This is a genomic window from Streptomyces amritsarensis (assembly GCF_001953875.1).
Taxonomy (GTDB): Bacteria; Actinomycetota; Actinomycetes; order Streptomycetales; family Streptomycetaceae; genus Streptomyces; species Streptomyces amritsarensis.
Genome location: NZ_MQUR01000010.1, coordinates 104,346 through 130,946 on the forward strand (window position 1 = coordinate 104,346; position 26,601 = coordinate 130,946).

At 74.4% G+C, this 26,601-nt stretch carries 25 protein-coding genes; 10 read left to right on the top strand and 15 right to left on the bottom strand.

Annotated features, from left to right (window positions below; genetic code table 11):
• Nucleotides 1–8 precede the first annotated feature (8 nt).
• Nucleotides 9–1,115, top strand: coding sequence for a hypothetical protein (locus AVW11_RS07190; RefSeq protein ID WP_051699775.1), 1,107 nt, complete (start codon nt 9–11; stop codon nt 1,113–1,115).
• A gap of 148 nt (nt 1,116–1,263) precedes the next feature.
• Nucleotides 1,264–2,247, top strand: coding sequence for an SDR family oxidoreductase (locus AVW11_RS07195; protein ID WP_079250543.1), 984 nt, complete (start codon nt 1,264–1,266; stop codon nt 2,245–2,247).
• An 85-nt stretch (nt 2,248–2,332) separates the two neighbouring features.
• On the opposite strand, the gene AVW11_RS07200 is transcribed toward AVW11_RS07195, so the two are convergent.
• The 3 genes from AVW11_RS07200 to AVW11_RS07210 form a co-directional block, all read right to left on the bottom strand.
• A complete protein-coding gene (locus AVW11_RS07200) occupies nt 2,333–3,166 on the bottom strand; it encodes an enoyl-CoA hydratase/isomerase family protein (protein ID WP_060178468.1) in 834 nt (277 codons plus the stop codon).
• 68 nt (nt 3,167–3,234) lie between these two features.
• Entirely contained in the window at nt 3,235–3,999 is a 765-nt protein-coding gene (locus AVW11_RS07205) for a PIG-L deacetylase family protein (protein ID WP_060178422.1), read from the bottom strand.
• A gap of 124 nt (nt 4,000–4,123) precedes the next feature.
• Nucleotides 4,124–5,434, bottom strand: coding sequence for an alpha/beta fold hydrolase (locus AVW11_RS07210; protein ID WP_030843310.1), 1,311 nt, complete (start codon nt 5,432–5,434; stop codon nt 4,124–4,126).
• A gap of 240 nt (nt 5,435–5,674) precedes the next feature.
• Between AVW11_RS07210 and AVW11_RS07215 the strand changes: the two genes are divergently transcribed.
• Entirely contained in the window at nt 5,675–6,640 is a 966-nt protein-coding gene (locus AVW11_RS07215) for a helix-turn-helix transcriptional regulator (RefSeq protein WP_076043541.1), read from the top strand.
• 39 nt (nt 6,641–6,679) lie between these two features.
• Nucleotides 6,680–7,540 (top strand): dioxygenase family protein, encoded by an 861-nt coding sequence (locus AVW11_RS07220; RefSeq protein WP_167389215.1) that lies wholly within the window; start codon nt 6,680–6,682, stop codon nt 7,538–7,540.
• A 53-nt stretch (nt 7,541–7,593) separates the two neighbouring features.
• Here AVW11_RS07220 and AVW11_RS07225 read toward each other — a convergent pair whose 3' ends face one another.
• Complete coding sequence (locus tag AVW11_RS07225) at nt 7,594–8,679, bottom strand: S-(hydroxymethyl)mycothiol dehydrogenase (RefSeq protein WP_076043542.1); 1,086 nt, start codon at nt 8,677–8,679, stop codon at nt 7,594–7,596.
• A gap of 73 nt (nt 8,680–8,752) precedes the next feature.
• The gene (locus AVW11_RS07230; protein WP_076043543.1) at nt 8,753–9,769 is read right to left on the bottom strand and encodes a LysR substrate-binding domain-containing protein; all 1,017 of its coding nucleotides are present in this window, start codon (nt 9,767–9,769) and stop codon (nt 8,753–8,755) included.
• A 71-nt stretch (nt 9,770–9,840) separates the two neighbouring features.
• On the opposite strand from AVW11_RS07230, the gene AVW11_RS07235 reads away from it, so the two are divergent.
• Together AVW11_RS07235 and AVW11_RS07240 are read left to right on the top strand one after the other, a co-directional pair.
• Nucleotides 9,841–10,824 carry a dihydrodipicolinate synthase family protein gene (locus AVW11_RS07235; protein ID WP_076043544.1) on the top strand — a complete coding sequence of 328 codons (984 nt, stop codon included), beginning with the start codon at nt 9,841–9,843 and terminating at the stop codon, nt 10,822–10,824.
• A 379-nt stretch (nt 10,825–11,203) separates the two neighbouring features.
• Nucleotides 11,204–11,947, top strand: coding sequence for a LysM peptidoglycan-binding domain-containing protein (locus tag AVW11_RS07240; RefSeq protein WP_076043545.1), 744 nt, complete (start codon nt 11,204–11,206; stop codon nt 11,945–11,947).
• On the opposite strand, the gene AVW11_RS07245 is transcribed toward AVW11_RS07240, so the two are convergent.
• From AVW11_RS07245 to AVW11_RS07270, 6 genes are all read right to left on the bottom strand, one after another.
• Nucleotides 11,944–12,876, bottom strand: coding sequence for a squalene/phytoene synthase family protein (locus AVW11_RS07245; RefSeq protein WP_076043546.1), 933 nt, complete (start codon nt 12,874–12,876; stop codon nt 11,944–11,946). The genes AVW11_RS07240 and AVW11_RS07245 overlap by 4 nt on opposite strands.
• 122 nt (nt 12,877–12,998) lie before the next feature.
• Nucleotides 12,999–14,711: a serine/threonine-protein kinase gene (locus tag AVW11_RS07250; RefSeq protein WP_206281885.1), complete on the bottom strand. Its 1,713-nt coding sequence runs from the start codon at nt 14,709–14,711 to the stop codon at nt 12,999–13,001.
• A gap of 25 nt (nt 14,712–14,736) precedes the next feature.
• A complete protein-coding gene (locus AVW11_RS07255) occupies nt 14,737–16,374 on the bottom strand; it encodes a peptide-N4-asparagine amidase (protein WP_076043547.1) in 1,638 nt (545 codons plus the stop codon).
• A gap of 72 nt (nt 16,375–16,446) precedes the next feature.
• Nucleotides 16,447–16,926: a ribonuclease E activity regulator RraA gene (gene rraA / locus AVW11_RS07260; protein WP_030843328.1), complete on the bottom strand. Its 480-nt coding sequence runs from the start codon at nt 16,924–16,926 to the stop codon at nt 16,447–16,449.
• Between the two features lie 193 nt (nt 16,927–17,119).
• Nucleotides 17,120–18,022 (bottom strand): DMT family transporter, encoded by a 903-nt coding sequence (locus AVW11_RS07265; RefSeq protein ID WP_063898496.1) that lies wholly within the window; start codon nt 18,020–18,022, stop codon nt 17,120–17,122.
• Entirely contained in the window at nt 18,019–18,957 is a 939-nt protein-coding gene (locus AVW11_RS07270; RefSeq protein WP_076043548.1) for a phosphatase PAP2 family protein, read from the bottom strand. Before AVW11_RS07270 ends, AVW11_RS07265 begins: the two co-directional genes overlap by 4 nt.
• Before the next feature lie 160 nt (nt 18,958–19,117).
• Between AVW11_RS07270 and AVW11_RS07275 the strand changes: the two genes are divergently transcribed.
• Nucleotides 19,118–19,750, top strand: coding sequence for a TetR/AcrR family transcriptional regulator (locus AVW11_RS07275; RefSeq protein ID WP_051699780.1), 633 nt, complete (start codon nt 19,118–19,120; stop codon nt 19,748–19,750).
• Nucleotides 19,751–19,901: 151 nt separating this feature from the next.
• Here AVW11_RS07275 and AVW11_RS07280 read toward each other — a convergent pair whose 3' ends face one another.
• Nucleotides 19,902–20,450, bottom strand: coding sequence for a TerD family protein (locus AVW11_RS07280; protein WP_076043549.1), 549 nt, complete (start codon nt 20,448–20,450; stop codon nt 19,902–19,904).
• A gap of 173 nt (nt 20,451–20,623) precedes the next feature.
• Complete coding sequence (locus AVW11_RS07285; protein WP_076043550.1) at nt 20,624–21,739, bottom strand: hypothetical protein; 1,116 nt, start codon at nt 21,737–21,739, stop codon at nt 20,624–20,626.
• A gap of 215 nt (nt 21,740–21,954) precedes the next feature.
• Here AVW11_RS07285 and AVW11_RS07290 point away from each other — a divergent pair, with 215 nt between their 5' ends.
• Nucleotides 21,955–22,767: a glutamate ABC transporter substrate-binding protein gene (locus AVW11_RS07290; protein ID WP_030843341.1), complete on the top strand. Its 813-nt coding sequence runs from the start codon at nt 21,955–21,957 to the stop codon at nt 22,765–22,767.
• A gap of 97 nt (nt 22,768–22,864) precedes the next feature.
• Here AVW11_RS07290 and AVW11_RS07295 read toward each other — a convergent pair whose 3' ends face one another.
• Nucleotides 22,865–23,431 carry a DJ-1/PfpI family protein gene (locus AVW11_RS07295; protein WP_060178433.1) on the bottom strand — a complete coding sequence of 189 codons (567 nt, stop codon included), beginning with the start codon at nt 23,429–23,431 and terminating at the stop codon, nt 22,865–22,867.
• Nucleotides 23,432–23,649: 218 nt separating this feature from the next.
• Here AVW11_RS07295 and AVW11_RS07300 point away from each other — a divergent pair, with 218 nt between their 5' ends.
• Complete coding sequence (locus AVW11_RS07300; protein WP_076043551.1) at nt 23,650–24,474, top strand: endonuclease I family protein; 825 nt, start codon at nt 23,650–23,652, stop codon at nt 24,472–24,474.
• Nucleotides 24,475–24,587: 113 nt separating this feature from the next.
• Nucleotides 24,588–24,890, top strand: a complete 303-nt coding sequence (locus tag AVW11_RS07305) for a DUF3040 domain-containing protein (RefSeq protein ID WP_060178435.1) — start codon at nt 24,588–24,590, stop codon at nt 24,888–24,890.
• A 49-nt stretch (nt 24,891–24,939) separates the two neighbouring features.
• Here the strand turns inward: AVW11_RS07305 and AVW11_RS07310 are convergent, their stop codons facing one another.
• Complete coding sequence (locus AVW11_RS07310) at nt 24,940–26,547, bottom strand: beta-N-acetylhexosaminidase (protein ID WP_240528140.1); 1,608 nt, start codon at nt 26,545–26,547, stop codon at nt 24,940–24,942.
• Nucleotides 26,548–26,601 lie beyond the last annotated feature (54 nt).

Below are 26,601 nucleotides of genomic sequence, written 5' to 3' on the forward strand. Positions count from 1 at the left end.
GAAGAAGCATGTCCGCAGCCGCAGCCGCCGTCGTGCTGGCCGGCCTGGTCACCGCGGCCGGCCCGGCCGCCGCGGCGTCCGACGCGAAGTGCGCGCCGAAGGTCCAGGTGCTCGGCTCGATCGGGGACGAGTCCTACGCGCGCGACATGCGGCAGAGTCAGGGCGTCTTCGACTTCGGCGCGGGCGACCTCGCCGTCGGCGTCTCGGGCCACAAGCCCGTCTACTGGACCGGCACCACGGTGCACCGGGTCCCGCTGACCGACCCGAACGCGTCGGGCCGGGTGGTCGCCGTCAACGCGCACGGCCTGATGGTGGGCGTCCTGCACGATTCCGCCGGCGTCTTTCTGTTCACCTACCAGGTGGGCGACGCGGCGATCACCCGGCTGCCGGACGGCTACGGCCACGACATCGAGGCCGACGTCAACGACGCCGGATACGTGGTGTCCCGCTCCGACAGCGGGCCCGGCACCGTGTGGAAGGACGGCCACAAGGTCCGCGAACTGCCCGTCCCGGCCGAAGCCGGCCCGGGGACCCGGATCACGATGGTCACCGGGATCAACAACCACGGCGACATCCTCGGCATGGCGACGCAGGACTACGAGGTCCCCGAGACCGGCGCCCACCTGGAGGGCACCCGCCCGGTGCTGTGGCCGGGGGACGGCGGCGCCGCCCGGCTGCTGGACCCCACCATGAACGACAGCTATGTCCAGGACCTCGACGAGAGCGGCCGGATCGTCGGCTACGACTGGGCCGGACCGTGGCACGAGTACCGGACCTGGGTCTGGGAGCCCCCGGTCGGCGGCGCCGGCACCTCTCCCGGCGGGCTGAGCTCGCATCCGTACGCCACGTTCGAGGCGATCAGCCCGACCACGAACGTCAGCGTCGGCACGGCCAAGTTCCACCCGGACGAGATGACCCTGCCGGACCAGGCACTGCTGCGGGCCGGCTCCGGCCCGGTCAAGGCCCTGCCGCGGCTGGCCGCGGGCGGGGCGAGCATGGCGGACGCGGTGTCGGACGCCGACCGGGTCGGCGGGGCGGCCGTGAACGCGAAGGGCAAGCTGAAGCCGGTGATCTGGACCTGCGCCACCCAGCAGGCCTACAACCCGGGCAGCTAGCCCCGCCGGCTCCCTTCCGGATCCGCCGGCGAGATCCGCGGGAGAGCGCACAGGTTCGCGGGAGAGCGCAGAGGTTGGCGGGAGAGGGCGGAGGTCCGCAGGCCCCCGGGGATGGCGGTCTGAGCGCCCGCGCGCTATCGATGGGCGCATGGAGAACCCTCAGGGCGGGCTGCCCGCGCCGCCGCCGCTCGGTGCCGCCGCCCTGCCCCCCGGTACCTACGGGGGGCAGGTGGTCCTCGTGACCGGCGGCGGCACCGGGCTGGGCAAGGCGGTGGCGGCCGAGTTCGCACGGCTGGGCGCCGACCTGCTGATCGCGGGCCGGCGCCGCGAACAGCTCGAGGCGGCGCGGGAGGAGCTCGCCGCCGTACCGGGCGCGGGCCGGGTGGCGGCCGCCGTCTGCGACATCCGCGACCCCGAGCGGGTCGCGGAGGTCTTCGACGCGGCGCAGGCGGCGGTCGGACTGCCGGACGTGCTGGTCAACAACGCGGCCGCCAATTTCCCCTCCCCCGCGGAGGACCTCTCGCCGAACGCCTGGCGGGCGGTCGTCGACATCACCCTGACCGGCACGTGGTTCATGACGCGCGAGTTCGGCCGCCGCCACCTCGCCGCGGGCACCCCCGGCTCGATCGTCAACATCGGTGCCTCCTACGCCTGGACGGGCGGGCCGGGTTTCGTCCACAGCGCCGCCGCCAAGGCCGGGGTGAAGAACCTCGTGGAGACCCTGGCCGTGGAGTGGGGGCCGTACGGCATCCAGATCAACGGGCTGGTCCCGGGCCTGTTCCCGCACGCCGACATGACCGCGGACATCCGCGGCGGCCTGGAGCGCGCCGCCTCCGGCGCCCAGGACGTCCGGCAGCCGGCACTGCGGGTCGGGGCGCCGCGCGAACTGGGCTGGGCGGCGACCTTCCTCGCCTCGCCCTACGCAAGGTTCGTCACCGGGCACACCCTGGTCGTCGACGGGGCCAACTGGCAGCGCCGGGCGGTGGTCAGCCCCGAGGTGGTCCCGGTACGGGAGCAGCTGGGGCGCGGCCCCTTCGCCGCCGGCCCGGGCGAGCCCCACCCGGCGGCCCCACCCGGCGGCTCCGCCCCTGCCCCCGCCCGGCGGGCGGGGGAGCCGTCAGGAGGCCGGTAGGAGGAGGGGCCCGCGCGGGCGTCCTGCCCCCGTGATCGGCGCAGGGCGGCCCCGCGGTCGACGACGGACCGGCGGCCCGCCGGGGTCAGCTCCCGGTGAAGCGGGGCGGTCGGCCCGCCGCCTTGGCGCCGTATCCCTCGCGGGCGTCGTCCGAGGCGAGGGTGAGGGCCGCGGTCATCGCCACACGGTCGAGGGCCGCGGGGAGGGCCGCGTCGGCGTAGGCGTCGACCGCCCGCTTGATGCCCTGCACCGCGAGAGGGGCGTTGGCTGCGATCTCCTCCGCCAGGGCGCGGGAGGATGCCGCCAATTCATGTTCCTCGACGACCAGTTGGACGAGGTTGAGCCGTTCGGCGGTCGCCGCGTCGATGCGGCGGCCCGTCAGCGCCAGGAACTTCGCCCAGCCCGCGCCCGCCTCGCGGGCGATGCGCAGGTCGCCGCCCGCGTCGACGGCGACGCCCAGCCGGGCCTCGGGGAGGGCGAAGACGGCGTCCCGCGACGCCACCCGGATGTCGGCCATCAGGGCCAGCTCGAAGCCGAAGCCGAGGCAGTAGCCCTGGACGGCGGCCACCACCGGCTGCGGGAGCCGGGCGAGGACCGCGAACCGCTCGTGGACCCAGCGGATGCCCTCGTAGTAGTTGCGGGTGCGTTCGGCGGTGGATCCGCCGGTGATGGCACCGCCCGGGGCCGTCACGTCGATGCCCGCGCAGAAGGCCCGGCCCTCGGCCCGCAGCAGCACGGCCCGCACCGAGGGGTCGAAGCGGATCCGGTCCGCGAGCAGACCGAGCTGCCGGCTGGACTCCCAGCTCCAGCCGTTGAGCCGGTCCGGGCGGCACAGGGTGAGGACCGCGATGCCGTCCGTGACCTCCAGGCGGATCCGCTCCCCGTCCTCCGCGATCTCCGTGGAGATGGTGTCGATCACCTTGTCCCGCACCCCCGGCCCCGACGTTAGCCCGCATCTGACGGATCGTCAGAATAGGGGTGGGAGGGTCAGCGGGGGAAGACCTCGAACGCGACGGCCGGGCGGCCGCCGAACCGCGGCGCCACCCGCTCGGCGTTGCCGGTGAGGAACGTACGGACGTACTCCTCGGGGTCCTGGTCCGTCAGCGCCTCGATGTAGGCCTTGTGCGCCATCAGGGAGAGCACCGACCGCTCCAGGCCCGGACCGGCGTCGGCCGCGTGCGTGGGCGTGCCGGTCCCGGCCACCGCCACCCAGCGGACGCCGTTCCACGGCTCCAGGCCCTGTTCGGAGATGAGCTCCGGGAAGATCCACCTGTTGCCCGCGTCGGCGGCGGCGTCCAGGGTGGCCCGGCCGACGGCCTTGTGGTCGGGGGTGTTCCAGTAGCCGCCGCCCTGCTCCCCGCCCCATGTGTCGCGGTGGTTGAGGGTGATGACCAGTTCGGGGCGGTGCCGGCGGATGGCCGCCGCGATGTCCCTGCGCAGGCCGAGTCCGTACTCGACGACCCCGTCGCGGTGGTCGAGGAACTCCACCGCGGACACCCCGACCACGGCGGCGCTCGCGCGCTGCTCCGCCTCGCGCAGCGCGGCGCAGTCGGCGGGGGCGAGGGAGTCGATGCCCGCCTCGCCCCGGGTGGCCAGGAGGTACACCACCTCCCGGCCGCCGTCCGTCCAGTCCGCGATCGCGGCCGCGCACCCGTACTCCAGGTCGTCCGGGTGGGCGACGACGGCGAGGGCGCGCTGCCAGTCGGTGGGCATGGGCTCCAAGGGGGCCTGCCGGTCACGTAGTTCGGTCATGGGTCGCACACTATGCGAAGGGACCGCCACGGGCCGGGACGTATCCCCGGTCACCGCCCCGTCGAGGGCGCGGCGGTCGCCGGCGGCGGTCGCCCGTCGCGCCTTCGACCCGCGAGGACGCCGGTCACACCTCGTCGTTCACGAGGGCCAGCAGCCGGTCCAGCACGCGGGGGCCGCCCGCGCGCAGGCCGTTGTGCTCGAACTCGTCCGTCACCCAGGTCCGCAGCCCCCGGATGGCGCGGGCCGTCCGCAGTGAGTCCTCCGCGTCCACGTACATGTCGTCGTGGTAGACCGCGGCCGCCACCGGCACCTCGTTGGCCGCCAGCCGCTCCGGGTCGTAGAGCGGCTGCCAGCCCGTACGGGCGGCCAGCAGATCCGCGGTCTCGCGCAGCGGGGCGAGGGCCGGGTCGGTGGTGAAGTGCCAGGGGTGGATGGTCTCGCCGGTGAGGAGCACGGGCTCGTCGCCCGTGAGGGCCTTGCGGGCGTCGAAGCGGGGGTGCTCCGCCCGGACGCGTTCGGCGGCCCAGGCCGTGGGCGCGGCCGGGTCCTGGGCGTAGATAGCCTCGTGGACCAGCGCGTAGAGGGGGTGTCCGGCGAAGGAGAGCAGGGAGCGGGCGCCTTCCAGGAAGGCGTCGGAGAGGGCAGGCCCGGCGGGGGTCGGGACGAAGGCGTCCTCCAGCAGGTGGTGGAGCTGGTGGCTGCCGTCGCCGCCACCGAGGAGGATGCCGAGGGACTGGAAGGCCTCGACCGTCAGGACGTGGCCGCCGGGGAGTTCGGCCGGCTGCTCCGCCAGACGGGCGGCGATCCGGCGGACCCGCTCGACGTCCATGGGGTAGCGGGCGTAGTGGGCCGCGTTCTTGCGTTCGATGCGCGGGTAGGCGGCCCGGTAGACGTCGTCGGCGGTGCCGGTCAGCGCCGGCAGACCCCCGGTGATCAGGGCGGCGGTGAGGCCCTCGGGCGCGCTGGAGAGGTAGCGGACCGTGCAGAACCCGCCGAAGCTCTGGCCCAGTACGGTCCAGGGCGCGCCGCCGGTGAGACCGGGGCGGATCGCTTCGGCGTCGCGCACGATGGAGTCGGCGCGGAAGTGGGCGAGGTGGTCGGCCTGCTGGGCGGGAGTGCCGCGCAGCGGCAGCGTCTGCCGGTTCAAGGGGGTGGAGCGGCCGGTGCCGCGCTGGTCCAGCAGGAGCACCCGGTAGTCCTGGAGGGCCCGCTCCAGCCAGGCCTGCCGGCCGATGAAGCGGCGGGCGCCGAAGCCCGGCCCGCCCTCCAGGTACAGCAGCCAGGGCAGGCTCTGCGGGTCCTTGCCGGTGGCGACCACCTCTCGGCCGTACAGCTCGATCCGCTCCCCGTCCGGGCGCGCGTGGTCCAGCGGGACGGAGAACCGGTGGTCGGTGACGACCGTGCCGGGCTGGCGGTAGCTGTGGACGACGGTCACGGACGGCCCCCAGGGGTAGTACGAGGTATGGAGTTGCGCGCCCCGGCCGGGTGACGGGCGGGCGCGGCGGTCCGCCCGAGTCTAGGAGGTGGACCGGACCGGGCCGGGCGCCGGGGCCTGACGGGGCCTTCGGGGTCAGGGTCCGCGGGGACCCGGTGGATTCCTCCCGCCGGGTTTCGCAGGGCCTTCGGCGAGGGATCGTGACATCGCCCGATTGGTCTGGACCTGCTGGGGGTAACGATGCGGAACACCACCGTCGTACCGGGGACGCCCTGCCCGGCGCCACCGCGCCCCGGGGAGCCTCCCCTGCACCGCCTGGAGCTGGCCGGACCGGGCACCGTGCCGTTCGCCGCCGGGCCCTTCGACGCGCTGGGCCCGCTGTCGCGGTCCGACCGCCCGCACCGCCACACCTTCTACGAGATCGTCCACATCGTCGCGGGATCGGGCACCCACGTCGTCGATCTCGCCGGGCACCCCGTGCGGCCGCGCCAGTTGGCCGTGGTGCTGCCCGGACAGGTCCACTGCTGGCAGGACCAGCGCGGTCTCGACGGCACCCTCGCACTGTTCACCGAGGACTTCCTGGTGGACCATCCCGGCGACCGCGCCCTCCTGCGGCGGATCGGGAGGACCGGCTGGTTCGACCTGAGCGAGGCCGAACACGAGCGCACCGGACGGCTGATGGCCGACCTGGCCGCCGAGTGCCGGCAGCGGGAGCCCGGCCACGAGAGCGTCCTGCGCGCCCTGCTGCACGTACTCGTCGTCCGCATGGCACGGCTCCCGGCCCGCGGCGGCGGCCGCCCCGGCGGGCCAGCGGAACCGGACCGGCTCCGCGGGCCCGCGGCTCCCGGCACTGTCCCGACGGTGGCCGAGGCGTTCGTCCGGCTGGCCGCCCGACCCGTCGCCTGGTCGGTGCGCGAGTGCGCCGAGCGGCTCGGGGTGACGCCCGGCCACCTGACCCGGACCGTCCGGGCGGCCACCGGCCGCAGCCCCGGCCGGCTGCTGAACGAGGCCCGCGCGTACCAGGCCCAGCGCCTGCTCGCGCACACCGAACTGCCGGTACGCCAGGTCGCCGCCCGCGTCGGATTCGCCGACCCCGCCTACTTCTGCCGGTTCTTCCGCCGGGAGACGGGCACCAGCCCGGGCGAGTTCCGAAAGCACCACAGCAGCCGTGTTGCGTCCATCGATCCGGGCCGGGCGTCCGCCTAGGTTCGATGCCGAATCCAACAGCCCACCAAGGAGGCAGGCATGCGCGATCCGGGCAGGGACAGCGACGACGCGTTACGCCCCGCAGACCCCGAGCGGCCCCGCCGCATCACCCGCAAGTCCGTGCTGCGCGCGGCCCTCGCGGCCACCGCAGCCGTACCCGTGGTCCTCATCGGCGGCCCGGCCCTGGCCCGCACCTTCACCCCGGACGCCGCACCCGTACCGCTGACCCCGGCGTGCGACGACGGCGACCACCCCACCCCCGAGCAGACCGAGGGCCCCTACTTCAAGCCCGCCTCGCCCGAACGCACCAGCCTGCTGGAGCCCGGCATGCCCGGCACGCGGTTGACGGTGACGGGCTATGTCTTCGGCCGGGCCTGCCTGCCGGTCGCGGGCGCCCTGCTGGACTTCTGGCAGGCCGACGCGAACGGCGCCTACGACAACGTCCGGTACCGGCTGCGGGGTCACCAGTACACCGACTCGCGCGGCTCCTTCGCGCTGACCACGATCGTCCCGGGTCTCTACCCGGGCCGCACCCGGCACCTCCACGTCAAGGTGCAGGCCCCGGGCCGTCCGGTGCTGACGACACAGCTGTACTTCCCGAACGAGCCCCGCAACAACACCGACGCGATCTTCGACCCCCGGCTGCTGATGACCGTGCGGGACGCCGGTGGCGGGCGCGAGGCGGCCTTCGACTTCGTCCTGGACCTCGCCCAGGATCCGGGGCCCGGCCCCACCCCGCCCGGCACGCCCCCGCCGGGCGGAGCCTGGGCGGTGGGGACCGCGTACCGGGCGGGCGAACGGGTCGTGCACGGCGGCCGCGGCTACGTCTGCCTCCAGTCGCACACGGCGCAGCGCGGCTGGGAGCCGCCGTCCGTACCGGCGCTGTGGCGGGCGGCCTGACCCTCGGGACGCACGGGCCCCGGACCGTCCGGCCCGGGGCCTTCGGGGCTGCTTCAGAACACGACGACCGAGCGGAGCACCTCGCCGCGCTCCATCCGGGCGAAGGCCTCCTCGACGCCGTCGAGCGCGATGGTCTCGGAGACGAACGCGTCCAGGTCGAGCCGGCCCTGCAGGTAGAGGTCGATCAGCAGGGGGAAGTCCCGCTCGGGCAGGCAGTCTCCGTACCAGGAGGACTTCAGGGCGCCGCCGCGGCCGAAGACGTCCAGGAGGGGGAGTTCGAGCTTCATCTGCGGAGTCGGCACGCCGACCAGGACCACGGTCCCGGCGAGGTCGCGCGCGTAGAAGGCCTGCTGGTAGGTCTCGGGGCGGCCCACGGCGTCGATGACGACGTCGGCGCCGTTGCCGCCGGTGAGTCCCTGGATCGCCTTGACCACGTCATCCGTGCGGCCGTTGACGGTGTGCGTGGCGCCGAGGCCGCGCGCCCACTCCAGCTTCCGGTCGTCCAGGTCCACCGCGATGATCTTCGAGGCGCCCGCCAGCCTGGCGCCGGCCACGGCCGCGTTGCCCACTCCCCCGCAGCCGATGACGGCGACGGAGTCACCGCGTGCGACGTTCCCGGTGTTGAGGGCGGCGCCGAGGCCGGCCATCACGCCGCAGCCGAGGAGTCCGGCCGCGGCCGGGGAGGCGGCCGGATCCACCTTGGTGCATTGGCCGGCCGCGACCAGGGTCTTCTCGGCGAAGGCCCCGATGCCGAGCGCCGGGGAGAGCGGGGTGCCGTCCTCCAGCGTCATGGGCTGGGTGGCGTTGTGCGTGGCGAAGCAGTACCAGGGGCGTCCGCGCTTGCAGGCCCGACAGGTGCCGCAGACCGCACGCCAGTTGAGGATGACGAAGTCGCCGGGTGCCACGGAGGTGACGTCCGGCCCGACGGACTCGACGACGCCGGCGGCCTCGTGGCCGAGCAGGAAGGGGAACTCGTCGTTGATCCCGCCCTCGCGGTAGTGCAGGTCGGTGTGGCAGACCCCGCAGGCCTGCACCCGGACGAGCGCCTCGCCCGGTCCCGGGTCGGGCACGAGGATCGTCGTCGTCTCCACCGGTGCGCCCTTGCTCCGGGCGATGACCCCTCGTACGCGATGCGTCACGTCGTATTCCGTTCTGGTCGGTTCGGTCTGGATCAACGAACGTACACGGACGGCATCCGGTAAGGGAGTTGTGTCACGCTTCGGCGCGCGACCCGGCCAGATCCGGCGGTACCGCGGCGCGAAGTGCCGCGCCGAAGGCGGCCACGGCCGGGTGGGTGCCGGCTCCGCTGCGGAAGGCGAGGCGGGTACGCCGCTGCATCACCAGCCGGGTGAGGTGCACGGCCGGGTCGGCGGGAGCGGCCACCCCGAGCTGGGGTACGACGGCCACGCCCTGGTCCGCGGCGACCAGCGCGAGCACGGTGGCGAACTCGTCCACCTGGTGGCGGACCCGGGGCGTGAAGCCGGCCGCCTGGCAGGCCCGCATGGTCATGGTGTGGCAGAGGGTGCCCGGTGTGGCGGTGATCCAGGGCGACCGGGCGTGTGCGCGCAGGACCGCGCCCTGGTCGGGCGCCGGCGGCGGCTGCGGGAGGTCCCCGGCGGGCGGACCGCCGGCTTCCGCCCCCGGTGCGCCCCGCGTGCCGGGCGCCCCGGGGCTGTCGGGGGCCCGGGGCGTTCCCCCGGCGGGCTCCGCCAGGTACATCGCCTCGCCGTAGAGGGGCTCGGTGGTCAGGCCCGGCTCGCGCTCGGCGGGGACGAAGTCGTAGGAGTGGACCAGGGCGACGTCCAGGTCACCGGCCCGCAGGGCGTGGGCGACCGCCGCCGGGTCGGTCTCGCAGACCATCGGCTCCAGACCCGGGTGGCGGCGGGCGAGGGCCACCAGGGCCGCCGGGACGATGGCGCGGGTGGCGGTGGGGAAGGCGCCGATCCGCAGGGCGCCGGCGAGGCCCCCGCGGGCCTCGGCGAGGTCGGCGTCCGCCTGCTCCAGCCGTTCCAGGACGGCCTCGGCATGCCCGACCAGGTTCTGCCCGGCGGGAGTGAGCCGGACCCGCCGCCCGGTGCGCTCCAGCAGGGGCAGCCCGGCCTCCCGCTCCAGCACGCCGAGCTGCTGGGAGACCGCCGAAGGGCTGAAGGAGAGGGCCTCGGCCACGGCGGCGATCGTGCCGCGGCGGGCGAGTTCGCGCAGCAGGCGCAGCCGCCGTACATCGAGCATCGGCTCAGCTTACGTGTTGCCTAAGAAACGTGAACTGGATTCGGCGCTCGGGGCGGGCCAGGCTCGTGGGCATGGCACAGGACACGACACAGAACAGCACCGGGGGCCTCGCGGGCAGCGCCGCGCGGACGGTCGCCCTGCAGGGGATCCAGGTACCGCTCGTCACCCCGTTCACGCGCACGGGCGCGATCGCCGCCGAAGCCCTGGAGGCGCTCGCCCACGAGGTGCTCGACGCGGGCGCCACCGGGATCGTCGCCCTCGGCACCACCGGGGAGGCGGCCTGCCTCGACGAACCGGAGCGCGGCCTCGTCACCGGCGTGTGCGCCCGGGTCTGCCGGGAACGCGGCGCGATGCTGACCGTCGGCGCGGGGGCGGTCGGCACCCGGGCCGCGGAGGCCTCGCTGGCCGGGCTGGCCCGCGGGCCGCGGGCGGGGGCGGCGCTCGTCACCGTCCCGTCGTTCGTACGGCCTTCGGCGGCCGGGGTGTTGGCGCACTTCGGACGGCTGGCCGAGGTGAGCCCCGTACCGCTGGTCGTCTATCACATCCCGCACCGCACGGGGCAGCCGCTGGACGCCGCCGCGCTGCGGGCCCTCGGTTCGCTCCCCGGGGTCGCCGGGGTGAAGTACTCCACCGGCAGCGTCGACCAGGACGCGGTGGAGCTGCTCGGCGACCGGCCCGCCGGATTCCACGTGCTGGCCGGGGACGACGTGTTCGTGTCGCCGATGCTCGCCCTGGGGGCGTCGGGCGGCATCCTCGCCTCCGCCCATCTGGCGACGGAGCGGTTCGCGGAGCTCGCCGCGGCCTGGCGGGCGGGTGACACGGTGCGCGCGCGGGCGCTGGGGCACGCGCTGGCGGGGCTGTCGGCGGCGGCCTTCGCCGAACCCAATCCGGCCGTCGTCAAGGGGGTGCTCCACGCCCAGGGCCGCATCCCGACCGCCGACGTCCGGCTCCCCCTGCTCCCGGCCTCGCAGGCGGCGGTGACGGCCGTCCTGGAGCGGTTGGCGGCACTCGGGGAGCCCCTCTGCGGACAGCGCCGGGGGCAAATGGGCCCCTGAGGGGGAAATCGACGCCGGAAAGCATCCCTCATGGGCGATTTGACCTCTACGCACGAGTCGCCCGAATGAGCCCGCCAGACAGCGGACTTGCCCCTATTGCACCGGGAGCCCCGACCCCGTGATGTCAGTCACGCGGGGCCCGCCAACATCATTTCCCGCGAGTGGCCGATTCCCTTTTCCCGGAAAGGGAATCGGCCTTTTCGCCGAGATGTCCACAAGGTCATTTCCGGGGCGGATTGCGGGATGTCGATCTATGGGTGGAATTCGGGGCTTGTTCCCGCCCGGCGGGCTCACCTACGGTCACCTCACTCCAGGTGACGGGCGGCCGAACAGGCCCCGCCACCCGGCTCTCCCGTCCCCCCACGTGAGGAATTCCGCCATGCCTGCAAAGGGTAAGCACCGTCGGCCGAAGCAGAACCCGATCACCCGCAAGCTGGCCCTCGCAGGCACAGGCGGCGCGGCTCTCACGCTGCCGCTGATCAGCGCGACCACCGCAGGAGCGGTGGGTACGGGCGCGCCGGCGGCAGCGGTGGCCACCGTCACCGCGGCGAACGTGGCGAACGTGGCGACGGCCCCTGTGACCACGTATTCCGTGGTGGTCGGCGACACCCTTTCGGAGATCGCCGCGGACCACTCCGTCAGTGGCGGATGGAAGCAGCTCTACGAGGCGAACCGCGCGGTGGTCGGCGACAACCCGTCGGTCATCCGGCCCGGTATCACACTGACCCTCGGTGCCCAGGCGAAGGCCGCGGCGGCCGCCAAGTCCGCGGCGAAGACCGCCGCCAAGCCGGCCTCCTCCTACCCGAACAATCTCGACGGGTGGATCCGCGAGTCCCTCGCCGTGATGGCGAAGCACGGTATTCCCGGAAGCTACAACGGAATTCACCGCAACGTGATGCGGGAGTCCTCGGGCAACCCCAAGGCGATCAACCTGTGGGACATCAACGCCCGGAACGGAATTCCCTCCAAGGGTCTGCTCCAGGTCATCGACCCGACCTTCAAGGCCTACCACGTGCCCGGCACTTCGCTGGACTCGTACGACCCGGTGGCCAACATCACCGCGGCCTGCAACTACGCGGCCGCCCGCTACGGCTCCATCGACAACGTCAACGGCCCCTACTAGCCGATGCCGGTGCGGGCGCGGCCGCGGCCGCGGCCGGCCGACGCGGCGCGCAGGAGGATCCGCAGGGGCGCCGTGAGGCCGTAGCCGACGTCGCGGCGCAGGGCGCCGACGCCGGCCCGCTCGACGGCGGTCAGCTGGTGCGCCATGAGGTCCGCCATGGTGGCGACGACGGGGCGCAGGCCGGGCTCGGCGAAGTCGCCGATGCCGTGGGCGGCGTCGAGGGCCGCGCGGGCGCGCCGGGCCTCGGCGGCGAGGAGGGCCCGTACGGCAGGGGTGTCACGGGCCCCCTCCAGGTCGGCCCGGGTCACGGAGTGCTCGTGGAGGCGGGCGCGCGGGAGGCAGAGCCTGCCGTCGGCGAGGTCGCCGTGGAGGTCGGCGAGGAAGTCGACGCGCTGGGCGGCGTCGACGAACCGGCGCCAGCCCGCGGCCTGTTCGGGATCCGGGCCGCCCTGGTACTGCAGGCCGGTGAAGACCAGCACACCGGGCCAGGCGTACGCGTCGAGGTAGGCCTGGAAGTCCGCCTCGTCGGCGAAGCCGTCGAAGGCGGCCTCCGCCGTGGCGGCGCCCTCGAGGAAGCGGGAGACCCAGTGCTCGGGCAGGCCCCGGGAGTCCACGGCGTGGGCGTAGGCCCGCAGCACGGGGTCGGGGCTGTCCCCGGACCGCAGGGCGGCCTCGACGCGCCGGGTCAACGCGGCGAGGCCCGCGGAGCGTTGCTGCGGGGTGCCGGTCTCGGCCACGTCGTCGACGAGGTTCATGAAGGCGAGGCCGGCGGCGAGGGCCGGTACCAGGGGCGGCGCCGCGAGCAGGCGCAGCGCCAGGTACGGCGCGGGTTCGCGGCGGAGCACCCGGCGGGCGGCGCGGGTGTAGTCGTCCCGCAGGCTGGTGCCGGGTATCCCGGCCGCCGTGAGGGTGCTGCGCCAGCTGGGCATGGGGGTCGGGCTCCTCGGTGTGGGCTGGGGCGGGTGCGGGGCGCGCGAATGCGGGGCCGGGGTGCCGGGCGCGCGCGCACGGGTATGGGGGTGCGCCCGCCCTGCGGCGTCGGCGCACCGGGTCAGGTGGCGGTGACCTTCCTGAGGCTGCCGTCGGTCTTCCACAGGACGTAGCCGCCGCGGCCGTACTCGTCGCTGAGGTAGGTGCGGATCGAGGGGACCTGGTCCATCATCCACGGGTCGACGATGACGTGGCGCGAGGTCGGCTTCTCGACCTTGAGGTCCTTCTTGGACTGCTCCAGCATGCCGGGCAGGGCGTCCCAGTTCACGGTCGCCATGTCGATCAGCGGCTCCCCTTCCTCGACCGTGCCGTCCGGTCCCGTGCGCGAGGCCGCGCCGTCGCGGTACTGCCAGGAGTCGACGGTCTCGGCGCCCGCGGCGGTGGGGATGGAGGCGAGGATGTAGCCGTCGTAGAGCGTCATGTCGACGAAGGTGGTCGTCCCCGTCTCCTTCTTGAACGCCTCCAGCGCGGTGCGGACGTTCTCCGGCGTCATCATGCTGCCCTGGGGCGCGTCCGCCTTCTGCGCGCCGGCCTTGGGGGTGGGGGCCGAGGCGGTGCGCCCGGGCGGCGTGGCGGAGGTGGCGACGGCCGGGCGGGTCGCGGCGCCGCCCTTGGCCTCGTCGTCGCCGGAGTTCCCGTCGGGCAGCAGCTGCACGATGCCGACGACGCCGGCCGCCAGGGCCGCGGTGATCGCGACGCCGATCAGGGCCGGGCGCCTGCGCCGGGCGCCGCCCACGGGGACGGGCGTGGTGGGCGCGGCGTACGGGGAACCGCCGGAGCCGTAGGGCGGCGGGGTGTGCGGAGCGTGCGGGGTGTGCGGGGTGCTGTTCGGCGCGTACGGACCGAACTGCCCGTACGGGGTCGGCACGACCGGGGTGGCGACGGGCGGCGGGGTGGCGGCGGGACCGGTGCCCGCACCGGATCCGAGAGCGGCGCTCGCGTCCCGGAGCAGTTGTTCCAGCTGTACTCCGTCGGGGCGTGCGGCCGGGTCCCGCACGAGGAGCCGCTCCAGTACGGGCCCCAGCGGGCCGGAGCGCACCGGCGCGGGGATCGGCTCGTCGAGCACGGCGACGACCGTGGCCAGGCTGGTGGCCCGGCGCAGCGGGTTGGCCCCCTCGGCGGCCACGTACAGGAGCATGCCGAGCGACCACAGGTCGGAGGCGGCCAGCCCCTCCTCCCCGCGGACCCGTTCGGGCGCGATGTACTCCGGGGAGCCGATCAGCACACCGGTCGCGGTGAGCCCGGTGGAGTCGTGCAGCGCGGCGATGCCGAAGTCGGTCAGCACGGCCGATCCGTCGGGACGCAGCAGCACGTTGGCGGGCTTCACGTCACGGTGGAGGATGCCCTCGGCGTGTGCGGCGCGCAGCGCGGACAGCACGTCGAGGCCGAGCCGCACGACCTCGGCGGGCGGCATGGGGCCGGACTCCAGGCGGTCGTGGAGGGAGCCGCCGCGGACCATCTCCATCACGATCCACGGGTGCCCGTCCGTGCCCGGCGCGGGCTCGACGATGTGGTGGATGGTCACGACGTGGGGGTGGGCGAGCCGGGCGAGGGCGCGGGCCTCGCGGACGGCGCGTTCGCGCATCTGTTCCGCGAGGCCGGGCTGGGCGGCGGCGGTCGCCGGGTCGGGCGGCCGCACTTCCTTGAGCGCCACCTCTCGGTGCAGGGCGATGTCGCGCGCCCGCCAGACGGTACCCATGCCGCCGCTGCCCAGGGGCGCGACCAGTTCGAAGCGCCCGTCGATCAGCCGTCTGCCGGCCTCACTCGTGTCCATGGCGGAATCGTAGGGGGCGCCGCTGTCAGCAGCGGCGGCGGTCCACCGTCACGGTGCCCTGGACGGTGTCCACGGTGCGGTCGTAGCACCCGCCGGGCGCCTGGGACCCGTACAGCCGGTGCCGGGCGGAGGTGGTGGCGACCGCGTGGCGCTGGTCGCGCGGGACGTTCGCGGTGTAGGTGGCGTCGCCGGTGTAGCGGTCGTCGAGCCGGGAGGCGTCGACGGTCCGGCCGCCGCGCAGGGTGGTGGTGTCCGCGCGATCGCCCAGGGACAGGACCGTGCGCAGGCGGTCGCCGGCTCCGAGGGTGGTCTCGCCGTCCATCGTGTAGGTGCGGTCGGTCCGGGTGGTCGTCGGGCCGTGCGTCACGCTCTCCTCGTCGGTCCAGACCGCGTTCAGCGCGTCGCGGCTCCCGCCCTCGGTCCAGCGGTGGGCGGAGGTGTGGTGCACGGAGCGGGTGACGGTGGTGGCCACGCGGCCGCGGGAGGTGTTCAGGTATCCGGCGACGGTCAGCCGGTGGTGGCCCTCGGTGTCCACCCGGTGCTGTCCGCCGGGCCCGGCCGGTGTCCAGCGGGAGCGGCCCGAGGGGGCGCTCTCCTCGTGCCGGGTCAGGGCGCCGGTGACGACGTGGCGGGCCTCGTCCTGCCACAGCAGCAGGTTGGCGGGGGTGCTCCAGCCGCTCTGTCCGGTCGGCAGCCCGGCGACGGTCACCTCGATGCGGTGCGGGCGGCCGTCGTTGAGGAGGGCGGCGTAGGGGGTGAGATCGTAGCGGATCGGCTGCACGTCGAAGGCGCGCGGGCCGGGGGTGACGTACCAGAGGAAGGGGTTGGACCAGCCTCCGGTCCAGACGGTGGGGAAGGGCGCGGCGATGCCGGCGAGTCGCCCGTCGACCAGGACGCGGACCTCGCGGTGGGGGCCGCCGTCCGCCGCGCAGGAGTACGGGGCTCCGGCGGGGGTGGTCAGGTACCAGTACTCCTCGCAGCCGCCGCCGGAGCCCGTGGCGTACACCTCTGCGAGCACCCGTTCGGTGTTGCGGGGGGTGGTGACGGTCGGGGTGGTGAGGGGGAGGACCCGGTCGGGGGTGTCGGGTGCGGGGGTGCGTGCGTCGGCGGCGTAGAAGGTCAGGGTCACCTCGACGTCGATGACGCCGGTGTAGGTGTCGTCCACGACGTTGCCGATGAGCATCTCGACGGGCTGCGGGCGGGTGAGGGTGTCGCGGTAGCGGGTGACGTCCTTCTCGACGGACCAGGTGATGCCGTCGGGCGAGGGCTGGGGCGTCGAGGTGCGCAGGATTTCCACACCGCCCAGGGAGAGGTGGCCCAGGCGGTCGTACTGGCGGCCCTTGACCTTGCCGTCGAGGCGGAGCACGACGGCGGCCCAGTCGGCCGTGCCGCAGCCGGCGGGGGGCGCGTAGTCGCCGCGGTAGGGGGTGAAGTCGCGGAACCGGGCCTGCGCGAGGGTCACCCGGCAGGACCGGGTCGCGGGCCGCGCGACGGGCGGCGCGGCGGTGAGGGGGTCGTGCCAGTCGGTGCCGAACTCGGCGGGCGGCGGGTCGGCCCGGGTCAGGCCGTGCGCGGGTCCCGCGGCGGCCGGGTTGCCGGCGGCCAGGGTTGCGGCGGCCAGCGCGATCGCGCCGAGCAGGCCCGTGATCCTGTGTCGTCTCATGGACCGGCAGTGAAACCCGGTGCGCCGGGCGGCGGCCAGGGCCGGTAGGCCGGGCCTGGCCGGTTCGCGCCGTCAGCCGCGCAGGACGACGACGCCGTCGTCGTCCGCGTGGACGGTGTCCCCGGCGCGGAAGGTGACCTCGCCGATGGTGACGGGCTCGTCCACGGCGCCGGCGCCGGTCTTGCCGCTCTTGCGGGGGACGGTCCCCAGGGCCTTCACGCCCAGGTCGAGGCCGCCGAGGGCGACGCTGTCGCGGACCGAGCCGTTGATGATCAGGCCCGCCCAGCCGTTGCGCTCGGCCGCACCGGCGATGAGGTCGCCGACCAGGGCGGTACGCGGCGAGCCGCCGCCGTCCACGACGAGGACGGCGCCCTCGCCCGGGGTGTGGACGAGTTCGCGCAGCAGGGCGTTGTCCTCGTGGCAGCGGACGGTCCGCACGGGGCCGGCGAAGAGCCGTCGGCCGCCGAACTGCCGGAAGCCGGTGGTGCAGATGTCGAGGGCTTCGCCGTGCTCGTCGTACAGGTCGGCGGTGGGGACGGGGGTGATGCTCATGCCGGTACCGGTTCCTCGCTCGTTGTCGTACGTCGCGCCGTGCGGCCAGGGTAGTGGGCCCGGCTCGGGCGGCGGCGGGGGCAGGGGCCGAGGGGTGGGGCGGGCAGGCCCGGACAACGGCCGGAACCCGACGGGCCGGGCGGGGCGACGGGGCGACGGGAAGCGTTTCAGTAGGGGGCCGCGCGGTCGGGGATCAGGCGGGCACCCGTCCCGCGGGTACGGCGAGTTCGCCCGCGGCTGCCGGCACCAGCGGCGGCGCCGGGGCGCCCCGCGAGGCGAGGGGGGCGCGGGTCAGCAGGACCACGCCCCGCGCCGCGACGAGCGCTCCGGCACCCGCCAGCAGCAGCCCCGCCGGCCCGCCCTGGAGGCGTTCGCCGAGCAGGACCGCGCCGATGGCGGCCGCGGCGAGGGGGTTGGCCAGGTTCACCACGGCGAGCGGGGCACCGAGCCCGCCGCCCCGGTAGGCCCGCTGCGACAGGAGCATCCCGCCGACCGCGAACACCACGACGAGCAGGGCCACGACGGCGACCCGGACGCTCAGCAGGGATCCCCCGCGGCCGCCCGCGACCGCCACGGTCTGGGTCAGCGCGGAGGCCGTGGCGGAGGCCAGCCCGGAGGCCGTGGCGTGCCGCAGGCCCGCGCCCGGGTCCCTGACCGCGGTCAGGAGCAGGATGACGGCCGTGGTCGCCCCGGAGACGGCCAGCGCCTCGGCCAGCGTGAGGGTGTCGTCGGGGGCCGGCCCGGAGGCCGGGAGCAGCAGCAGGCCGAGCCCGGCGACGGTGGCGAGGGTGCCGCGCCATTCGGCGGCCGCCACGCGGCGTCCGGCCCGGCGCGCCCCCATCGGGACGGCGGCCACGAGGGTGAGCGCGCCGAGGGGCTGCACCAGGGTGAGGGGTCCGTAGCGCAGTGCCGCCGCGTGCAGCAGGGCCGCGGCGGCGTTCAGCCCGGCCGACCACCACCAGACGCCGGAGCCCAGCAGCGCCCCGGCGCTGCGCGCGGCGCCGGCGCGGGCGAGCCGCTCCTGGGCGACGGCGCCGGCCGCGTAGGCCACGGCCGAGGCGAGGCAGAGCCCGACCGCGAGGGCGGTGTCGTTCACTTGCCCGCTCCCACGGTTTCGGCGGTGTCCTTGCGGCGCGGCAGTCCGGGTACGGCGCCCTCATCACCGCCGTCGGCGTCCGTCCCCGCCCCCGCCCCCGCCCCGATCTGCGTACGCGGCCCCGTGACCGTGGCCGTGGCCATGGCCGCACCGTTCCGCTCGGTCGCGCGCGGCCGGGGCACCACCAGCAGGGCGATCCCGAGCAGGGCGGCGGCGACGATCGCGTCGAGCCAGTAGTGGTTGGCGGTGCCGACTATCACCAGGAGGGTCACCAGCGGGTGCAGCAGCCACAGCATCCGCAGGCGCGAGCGCTTCCCGCCGCCCACCTCGCCCATCCCGGCCTTCCCGCCCCGGCGGGTCGCGGCGATCACGCCGATCGCGAGCATCAGCGCCCAGCCGAAGTGCAGGGAGGGCATCGCGGCGAACTGGTTGGCCAGGGTGTCGGCGTCCGGCGCGGCCCGGTAGACGGTGGGCCCGTAGACCTGCCCTGTGTCGATGAGCCCGGTGGCGGGGATCATCCGCGGGGGCGCCAGGGGGTAGGCGAGGTGCAGGACGAGCGCGGCTCCGGTGAGCACGGCGAGCACCCGGCGGGTCCACAGGTAGTGCGCGGGACGGCGGACGTAGAGCCAGATCAGGAAGAGCGCGGTGGCGGGGAAGTGGACGGCCGCGTAGTAGGTGTTCGCGGTGGTCACCAGGGCGTCCCCGTGGAGCAGCAGCCGCTGTACCGCACCCTCGCCGGGCAGGTGGAGGAAACGCTCGGCGTCCCGGATCCGGTCCGCGTTGCGGAAGGCCTCGCCGGTGCGGTCGGTGGAGAGCAGGCGGCCCGCCTTGTAGACGGTGAAGAAGCCCGCGACGAGCAGCAGCTCGCGTATGAGGCGCCGGCGGGCTGCGCTCGGTCCGGCTGCCGGCCCGGCAGGCGTGGTGTGGGCGGTCATCCCCCGGTCTCTCTTCCTGTTGTCCTGTCGCGCGCACAGCGACACGCCAGTGTATCGATACATTGGCGTATCGATACGCTGGTGTACCGATACGGTCGCGTTCCCGTACACTTCACAGCGGAACCACCAGCCGAGGCGCCCCCGAGGAGAGCCGCAGCCCATGACGTCGACGCCGACCCCCGCGCGCCGCTCCAAGATCACCCCGGAGCGGGAGCAGGAGTTCTTCGACGCCGTCCTGGAACAGCTGCGCGAGCACGGTTACGAGGCCCTGACGATGGAGGGCATCGCCGCCCGGGCCAGCTGCGGCAAGTCCACGCTCTACCGGCAGTGGAAGACCAAGCCCCAGCTGGTGGCCGCCGCCCTGCGCTCCGCCCGGCGGGGCACCCTCGCCGCGGTGGACACCGGGACCCTGGCGGGCGACCTGCGCGAGGCGGCCCGGGTCGCCGCCGGCACCTCAGGCCGCGACACCCGACTGACGCAGGCCCTCGGGCACGCCGTGCTCAGCGACGAGGCACTGCAGGCCGCCCTGCGCGAAGCCCTCGTCGACCCCGAACTGGCCGCCTTCGACGCGATGGTGCAGCGGGCCGTGGCCCGCGGCGAGATCGTGGCGGACCATCCCGCCGTGGAGTTCCTGCCGGCCCAGCTGATGGGCGTGCTGCGGATCCGGCCGGTGCTGGAAGGGCAGTACGCGGACGCCGACTACCTGGTCCGGTTCGTGGAGGCGGTCATGCTCCCCTCCCTGGGTCTCGCGCCCGACCGCCCCGTCCGGCCGGCGGCCGGCCAGGCCCCCTGAACCGGCGGGCCGTCGTCCCGGTGACCGGACGGCGACCCGCCCGCGCTGCCTCGTGGGGACGGCGGCAGCGCGCCACCCGGACCGGGCGGTGGCCACTCATCCGAGTGGCCGCCGCCCGCTCCGAGCGGCCCCGCGGCGGTCTCCGCCGCATTCAGCGGACCCCGCCCATGGCCCGGGTGAACTCCTCCGGGTCGGCTTCGAAACCCTCCAGCCGTACGCCGAACGACCAGGCACCCGAGGCGTCGCGGGTGAACTCGGCCACGGTGGCCGCCGTGGCGTGCGGCAGGCCCGCGAAGTCGCCCTGGGCGAGGTCGGTGTGGCCCTCCCGGATCCGGAACCCCGTGCCCGCGACATCGGCGAACGTCTTCGCGCCACCCGTGCCGCCCGCTGCGGCCCCGGTGTTCTGGATGACCACACCGATCACCACACGCACCTTGTCGGGGGACATCCGGTGCAGTTCGAGGGTCATCACCTCGTCGAAGCCGAAGCCCTGGCCGGTGTGGCTGTCCCGGTTGAGGGTGATGGTGCCGTCCGGCGACCGGCTGCCGAAGTGCACGAGCTGGACGGGGGTCCCGTGCCGGTCCGCGGCCCCGTAGACCGCGGCGACGACGTCGAGGTCGTTCGCGGGCGTGCCCGCCGGGCTGGGGTCCCACCGCAGCGCGACCTCCACCTTCGCCAGCCCTTTGCGTACACCGGTCACCGAACTCCCCCTCCGTTTGCGGGCATTGCCCGCCCATGATCCCACGGACGGCCCCGTCCCGGCCCGAACAGCCGCACGTTCCCGGCCAGTCGGGCCGGACCGGGCACCGGGCGCCGCGAGGGCGCCGGCACCGCTAGCCCCGGCCCGACCGCCCGCAACACCGGCCCCTGCGGCTACCAGTCGCCGTCCCGTACGGGCTTGCCCGGCCTGGGGGCGTTGCCGAGCGGCTTGACCTGGCCGGGGGCGGGCTCCACCCAGGGGGCGTGGTCGTCGCCGAGCCACTCGCCCACCGGCTTGACCCCGCTCAGGGTGTCGGTGGGCGCCAGATCGGCGGCCGAGTCGTCGTAGTAGTCGAACCAGGGCAGCCCGGCCTTGGTGTAGGCGGCCCGGTCGACGGGCGAGGGCGGAGCCTCCTCCCCGGTGATGCGGCGCCACTCGGGCGGGGTCACCAGGTGCACGAAGATCCGCGCGGCCGGCTCCTCGGCCCAGTCGGACAGCGGGCGCTCGTCCCGGTAGACCTCCTGGTGCATGCTGCCGCCGACGCCGAGCCCCATCGCGGGGGCCGCGGGCGGCCCCGACCTGCCGCCGGGCGCCGAGCGGGGCGCCGGGGCCCCGGCCGGCGCGGGCGGAGCCATCATCGGCGCGGGAACCGGGCCGCCGAAGCCCCCGCCCGTCGGGGCCTGCACGGGCGGGCCCCCGTAGAGTCCCCCGCCCCCGCCCGGCGGCGGGGGCGGCGCCGGTCGCGCCTGCTCCGCCCGGCGCCACTGCGCCAGCGCCTCACGGCCCAGCGGGAACACCTGGAGCTGCACGCCGCCCGTGGTCTCCTCCCCGGTGACCTGCCCCTCGACGGTGGCGCCGAGTCCCAGCGGTACGGCGACAAACTGGCGCACCGTGCCGTCCCCGGAGTTGATCCCGTCCAGCCAGGGCTGCCGGGGCAGCACCACGTAGTTCTGCGGACTGCGCGCCAGCCGGCCGCTCCACCGCTCGCCGGAGACGGCGCACACCTTGCCGACGCCGACCTGGAGCGCGGCGGGCGCCCGGGTCCCGCCGAAGCTCAGCCACATCGCCTCGCGCAGGTACACGGGCAGCATCACGCCGCCCTTCGCCAGCCATTCCGGCGGAACCGTGTCGGGATGGTCCTCGACCCTGCGCAGCGGGAACTCACCCAGCCCCGGCGGCAGTGAGTGCGTTCCGGATTCGGGCAGGCGCAAGGTCCGTATGAACCGGATCTGCACCCCTTCTCCCAAAAGCAGCGCATTCCCGTCCACGCGTACCGAACCTGTTCCCACACCCGCCCCTTTCTGCTGGTCAGACCCGGTTTTGCCGAAGGAATTGCGGCTGAGCCGGATCGTTATCCTCAAGTTTCGCTCAAATGTAGTGACGCTACGGCCACCCTCTTCCTAGCTTCCTCATACACGTCTCGACGTGTCGTACGTTCTCGCGGTTCCACACGCCCGGCGATCCCGGTGACGCGTCCCGCGTTCCCCCAGGAAAGAGTGCAAGCATGAAGGTTCCCCAGGCCGGCGCGGTCGCCGCAGTGATCGCCCTCGCCCTGACCGCCTCCGGATGCGGTGCGGGAGGCGAGGACAAGGGGACCCTTCCCATCGGCATCAAGTTCGACCAGCCGGGCATCGGCATGCGGGAGACCGGTGGCACCTTCACCGGCTTCGACGTGGATGTCGCGACCTACGTGGCCAAGGAGCTCGGCTACTCGCCGGAGCAGATCGAGTTCAAGCAGGTCTTGAGCAACGACCGCGAACTGCTGCTCCAGTACAACGAGGTGGAGTTCGTCGTCGCGAGCTACTCGATCAACGAGAAGCGCAAGGAGAAGGTCGATTTCGCCGGGCCCTACTTCGTGGCCCACCAGGACCTGCTGACCCGCGCCAACGACACCTCGATCACCAAGGCCGAGGACCTCAACTCGAAGACGATGTGCTCGGTGACGGGCTCCACCTCCGCCGAGAACCTCAAGAAGAACCTCGCCCCGAAGGCGGCCCTGCTGGAGCTGGGCGGCTACTCGGACTGCATCGTCGCCCTCCAGGAGGGCCGCGTCGACGCCATGACCACGGACAACTCGATCCTGGCCGGGTACGCCGCACGCAAGGGCAACGAGGGCAAGTTCAAGCTGACCGGCCAGAGCCTCAGCAACGAGAACTACGGCATCGGCGTCAAGAAGGGCGAGAAGGACCTTCAGCGCAAGATCAACGAGGCTCTGAAGAAGATGGTCCAGGACGGTTCCTGGGAAGCCGCCGTGAAGAAGAACTTCGGCGCGAACTACAAGTACGAGCCCGCTCCGGCGATCACCACCGGCAGCTGACGCCCGGCGCACGGCCGGCCGCGCCCCCGCCGCAGGGGGTCGCGGCCGGCCGTGCGTCTGCGTCCGCGGTCAGGCGTCAGGCGTCAGGCGTCAGGCGTCAGGCGACCGGGGCCTTGCCGCGCAGTACGGTCAGGAACTCCCTCATCCAGCGCGAGTGGTCGGGCCACGCCCTGGCCGAGACCAGGGTGCCGTCGACCACCGTCTCGGAGTCCTCGAACTCCGCCCCCGCGGCCTTCATGTCCAGCTCCAGCGCCGGATAGGCGGTCACCCGGCGGCCGGCCAGGCCGCCTGCCGCGGCGGTGATGAGCGGGCCGTGGCAGATCTGCGCGATCGGCTTGTCGGCCTCCGCGAAGGCGGCCAGGATCCGCCGCACCTCGGGGTCGTTGCGCAGGTACTCGGGGGCCCGGCCGCCGGGGACGACCAGGGCCGCGTAGTCCTCCGTCACCACGTCCGTGAAGGCAAGGTCGGCCGGCCAGGTGTAGCCCGGCTTCTCGGTGTAGGTGTCGAAGCCGTCCTCGAAGTCGTGGACCACGAAGCGCAGCTTCTTGACCTGCGGCGCCGCGATGTGCACCTCGTACCCCTCCTCGCGCAGACGCTGGTACGGATACAGCACCTCCAGCGACTCGGCCGCGTCGCCGGTCACGATGAGGATCTTCACTGCCATGGGCTGCTCCAGATGGGCTGTTCGCGGTTCGGTCCGGCCCCGCCGGGGCCACCGCTACCCTGCCCGCGGCCGTCGGGGCGCACACCCGGGCTTCCACGTCCCGGACACATGTTTTTTGCCTGATGGGCACATGACAATGCGATCCTCTTGCCTGCCACCTGATCCCCCGCCGATTCCCCGGGCGGGGACGGTGCGTACGGAGAGGTACCCCCCACCCGATGAGATTCTCGCGCCTGACCCCCTGGGCGGCCGGCCTCGCCGCCGTCGCCCTGGTCGCCGTACCGGCGGCCGCGTCCGCCGGCCCGCAGGGCACGGCGGCGCCCCGCACCTCCGGGGCCGCCCCCGCCGCGGCCGCTTCCTACGACGCGTACTACGCGTCCGCCGAGGGCAAGACCGGTGCCGCGCTGAAGGCGGCCCTCCACGACATCGTCAAGACGCAGTCCAAGGTCACCTACGACGGGGTGTGGAACGCCCTGAAGGCGACCGACCAGGACCCGGCGAACCCGAACAACGTCATCCTGCTCTACTCCGGCCGCTCCCAGTCCAAGTCGTCGAACGGCGGCGGCGCCAACGACTGGAACCGCGAGCACGTGTGGGCCAAGAGCCACGGCGACTTCGGCACGGCCACCGGCCCGGGCACCGACCTGCACCACCTTCGGCCCGAGGACGTCACGGTCAACAGCACCCGCGGCAACAAGGACTTCGACCAGGGCGGCAGCCCCGTGAGCGAGGCACTGGGCAGCCTGACCGACGCGGACTCCTTCGAACCCCGGGACGCGGTCAAGGGCGACGTGGCCCGCATGCTGCTCTACATGGCCGTCCGCTACGACGGCGGGGACGGCTTCGCGGACCTGGAGATGAACGACCGGGTCAACAACGGCTCCGCCCCGCTCTTCGGCCGGATCAGCCTGCTGAAGCAGTGGAACCGGACGGACCCGCCGGACGCCTTCGAGCAGCGCCGCAACCAGGTCATATTCGACGTGTACCAGCACAACCGCAACCCGTTCATCGACCACCCGGAGTGGGTCGACGCCATCTGGTGACGCCGGGCGGCCGGATCGGCGGCCTCCGGGGTTGACGCGCGTCAGGCCGGGTATGCGCAGGCCACAGGCTGCGCACCGCGCCCGCCGGCGGCAGCCCACGGAGGTACGTCGTGATGGACGGAGCCGGCCTCTCCGATCGCGAGCAGCGCGCCCTCTCGGCGATCGAGGCAGAACTGCGCGGTGACCGCGCCCTCGACCGGATGCTGCGGTCGGGGCACCGGCGCGGCCGTGCCGTCTGGGCCGGGGTGTGGGGCGCGGCGACGGTGGCGCTGTTCGTCGCCGCTTCGGCCACGGTCTCCGAGCCGCTGCTCTGGGGCTGCGCCGCCGCCTGGACCCTGACCGTGGCCACGGCCCTGCCGCCGGCCGTCGAGTGGGTCCACCGCCGCAGACGGGTCGGCGGACGCCCGCAGGCGTAGGGCGTGGAGCGGACAGGCGTGGAGCGTGGAGCGGAGGGGCGCTGTGCGCTCAGAGCCGGCCGGCGAGGGCCTGGAACTGCGACCAGGGCAGTTGCGGCGTCCGCGCGTCCCACACCTTCTGCGACAGCGCGGCCAGCGGCATCCGGATGCCGGCCGCCACCTGGTCCTGGGTCTGCGCACCGGAGAGGTCGGCCCAGACGGCGAGGCGCCCGCCGAGGATCTGGCCGTCGTAGGAGGCCGGTACGGGGGTGGTGCCGCGCAGGACCAGCGGGGTCCACTGCTCGTAGATGCGCCGGCCGGTGGGGTAGGTGAACTGGTTCGGCTCGCCGAGCACGTAGTACAGGTACTCGTCGTTGAGGTTCACGAGGGTGCGGCCCTCGCGCAGGTACTCCAGCGGCGGGCGGGCGCCGATCTCCTTGCCGGTCCAGTACTCGACCTGGATGTCCTTGGCGGCACTGGCGACCCCGCCGGCGAAGAAGCCGTCGTTCCACGCCTTGAGCGCCTTGCCCGACGGGCGGACCACGGCGGCGCGGTCGTTGAGCCATCCCGTGGCCAGGTCCTGCACGCGTGCCGAGGGCCCGTAGCGCTGCTGCGCGGCACGTGCGAGCTGGGGGAAGGAGGCCTGCGGGTCGCGGACGACGAGCGCCTGGTACTCGTCGGCGCCCAGGTGCCAGGCCCCGCCGGGGAACAGCGGCCGGTACTCGCGCAGCAGGTCGTCGATCAGCTTGGCGGAGGCCGGGTCGGATATGTCCACCGCTCCCTTGACGGCCCTGCCGTTGACGTCCCGCAGTTGCAGGTCGGGGTGGGCGCGCAGCACCGCGCCGAGGTGTCCGGGCGAGTCGATCTCCGGGACGACCGTGATGTGGAGCCGGGAGGCGAGCGCCGTGATGTCGCGTACCTGCGCCTTGGTCAGGTGCGGGGTGGAGACGATCTCGGGGTGGCTGTCGGACTGGATCCGGAAGGCCTGGTCGTCGGAGAAGTGCAGGCCGAGCTGGTTGAGCTTGAGGTCGCCCATCTCGCGCAGCCGGCTCTTTATCCACTCGGGCGTGAAGTGCTTGCGCGCTATGTCGAGGTTGAGGCCGCGCTGGGGCTTGGCCGGGGCGTCGCGCACGGTGCCCTCGGGGGCCGAGCCGGAGGCCCGGACGGCCTGCTTGAGGGTGCGGGTGCCGTAGAAGACTCCGGCTTCGTCGGGACCGTTGATCCGTACGCGCCCGTCCTTGACGGTGAGGGTGTACGACTCGGGACGGCCCGCGCCCTCCACGGAGAGCTCCACGTCGCCGGCGCGCGGCGCCGCCGACTCCCCGTAGGTGATGCCCAGCTCCCCGGCGAGCAGCCGGGCCTCGTCGGAGAGCGCGGCGCTGTCGCCCTGGGCGACGACGACGCGGGCGCCGGGGGCGGGCTTCCAGCCGGGGCCGCGGGCCGGCTCGTGCTCGCGTACGGCCGGGATGGTGCGCGGGGCGGTGGACAGGGCGTAGGTCGGGGAGGGGGCCGGCGGGGTGGGGGCCGCGGCGGGGACGGTCGCCGCGGGGGCGGCGCCCCGGGCCGTGGGGCTGGGGGCGCGTACCTCCTCGGAGGCGGCCGTGCAGCCCGGGACGGCGAGGGTGACCAGCACGGCGGCTCCTGCCGTCGCGATGGTGTGGGCCCTTCTGTGTCTCATCGGTTTCCGCATCGTGCGCCCGTGTCCCCCGTACCAACGTGGCACGGGGGACAC

What these genes read in the sequence shown, in the direction of transcription:
- AVW11_RS07190 (WP_051699775.1), top strand. Translation starts at nt 9, where the DNA reads ATGTCCGCAGCCGCAGCCGCCGTCGTGCTGGCCGGCCTGGTCACCGCG.
- AVW11_RS07195 (WP_079250543.1), top strand. Translation starts at nt 1,264, where the DNA reads ATGGAGAACCCTCAGGGCGGGCTGCCCGCGCCGCCGCCGCTCGGTGCC.
- AVW11_RS07205 (WP_060178422.1), bottom strand. Translation starts at nt 3,999, where the DNA reads ATGACCGAACTACGTGACCGGCAGGCCCCCTTGGAGCCCATGCCCACC.
- AVW11_RS07215 (WP_076043541.1), top strand. Translation starts at nt 5,675, where the DNA reads ATGCGGAACACCACCGTCGTACCGGGGACGCCCTGCCCGGCGCCACCG.
- AVW11_RS07220 (WP_167389215.1), top strand. Translation starts at nt 6,680, where the DNA reads ATGCGCGATCCGGGCAGGGACAGCGACGACGCGTTACGCCCCGCAGAC.
- AVW11_RS07230 (WP_076043543.1), bottom strand. Translation starts at nt 9,769, where the DNA reads ATGCTCGATGTACGGCGGCTGCGCCTGCTGCGCGAACTCGCCCGCCGC.
- AVW11_RS07235 (WP_076043544.1), top strand. Translation starts at nt 9,841, where the DNA reads ATGGCACAGGACACGACACAGAACAGCACCGGGGGCCTCGCGGGCAGC.
- AVW11_RS07240 (WP_076043545.1), top strand. Translation starts at nt 11,204, where the DNA reads ATGCCTGCAAAGGGTAAGCACCGTCGGCCGAAGCAGAACCCGATCACC.
- AVW11_RS07245 (WP_076043546.1), bottom strand. Translation starts at nt 12,876, where the DNA reads ATGCCCAGCTGGCGCAGCACCCTCACGGCGGCCGGGATACCCGGCACC.
- AVW11_RS07250 (WP_206281885.1), bottom strand. Translation starts at nt 14,711, where the DNA reads ATGGACACGAGTGAGGCCGGCAGACGGCTGATCGACGGGCGCTTCGAA.
- AVW11_RS07255 (WP_076043547.1), bottom strand. Translation starts at nt 16,374, where the DNA reads ATGAGACGACACAGGATCACGGGCCTGCTCGGCGCGATCGCGCTGGCC.
- rraA (WP_030843328.1), bottom strand. Translation starts at nt 16,926, where the DNA reads ATGAGCATCACCCCCGTCCCCACCGCCGACCTGTACGACGAGCACGGC.
- AVW11_RS07270 (WP_076043548.1), bottom strand. Translation starts at nt 18,957, where the DNA reads ATGACCGCCCACACCACGCCTGCCGGGCCGGCAGCCGGACCGAGCGCA.
- AVW11_RS07275 (WP_051699780.1), top strand. Translation starts at nt 19,118, where the DNA reads ATGACGTCGACGCCGACCCCCGCGCGCCGCTCCAAGATCACCCCGGAG.
- AVW11_RS07290 (WP_030843341.1), top strand. Translation starts at nt 21,955, where the DNA reads ATGAAGGTTCCCCAGGCCGGCGCGGTCGCCGCAGTGATCGCCCTCGCC.
- AVW11_RS07295 (WP_060178433.1), bottom strand. Translation starts at nt 23,431, where the DNA reads ATGGCAGTGAAGATCCTCATCGTGACCGGCGACGCGGCCGAGTCGCTG.
- AVW11_RS07300 (WP_076043551.1), top strand. Translation starts at nt 23,650, where the DNA reads ATGAGATTCTCGCGCCTGACCCCCTGGGCGGCCGGCCTCGCCGCCGTC.
- AVW11_RS07305 (WP_060178435.1), top strand. Translation starts at nt 24,588, where the DNA reads ATGGACGGAGCCGGCCTCTCCGATCGCGAGCAGCGCGCCCTCTCGGCG.
- AVW11_RS07310 (WP_240528140.1), bottom strand. Translation starts at nt 26,547, where the DNA reads ATGAGACACAGAAGGGCCCACACCATCGCGACGGCAGGAGCCGCCGTG.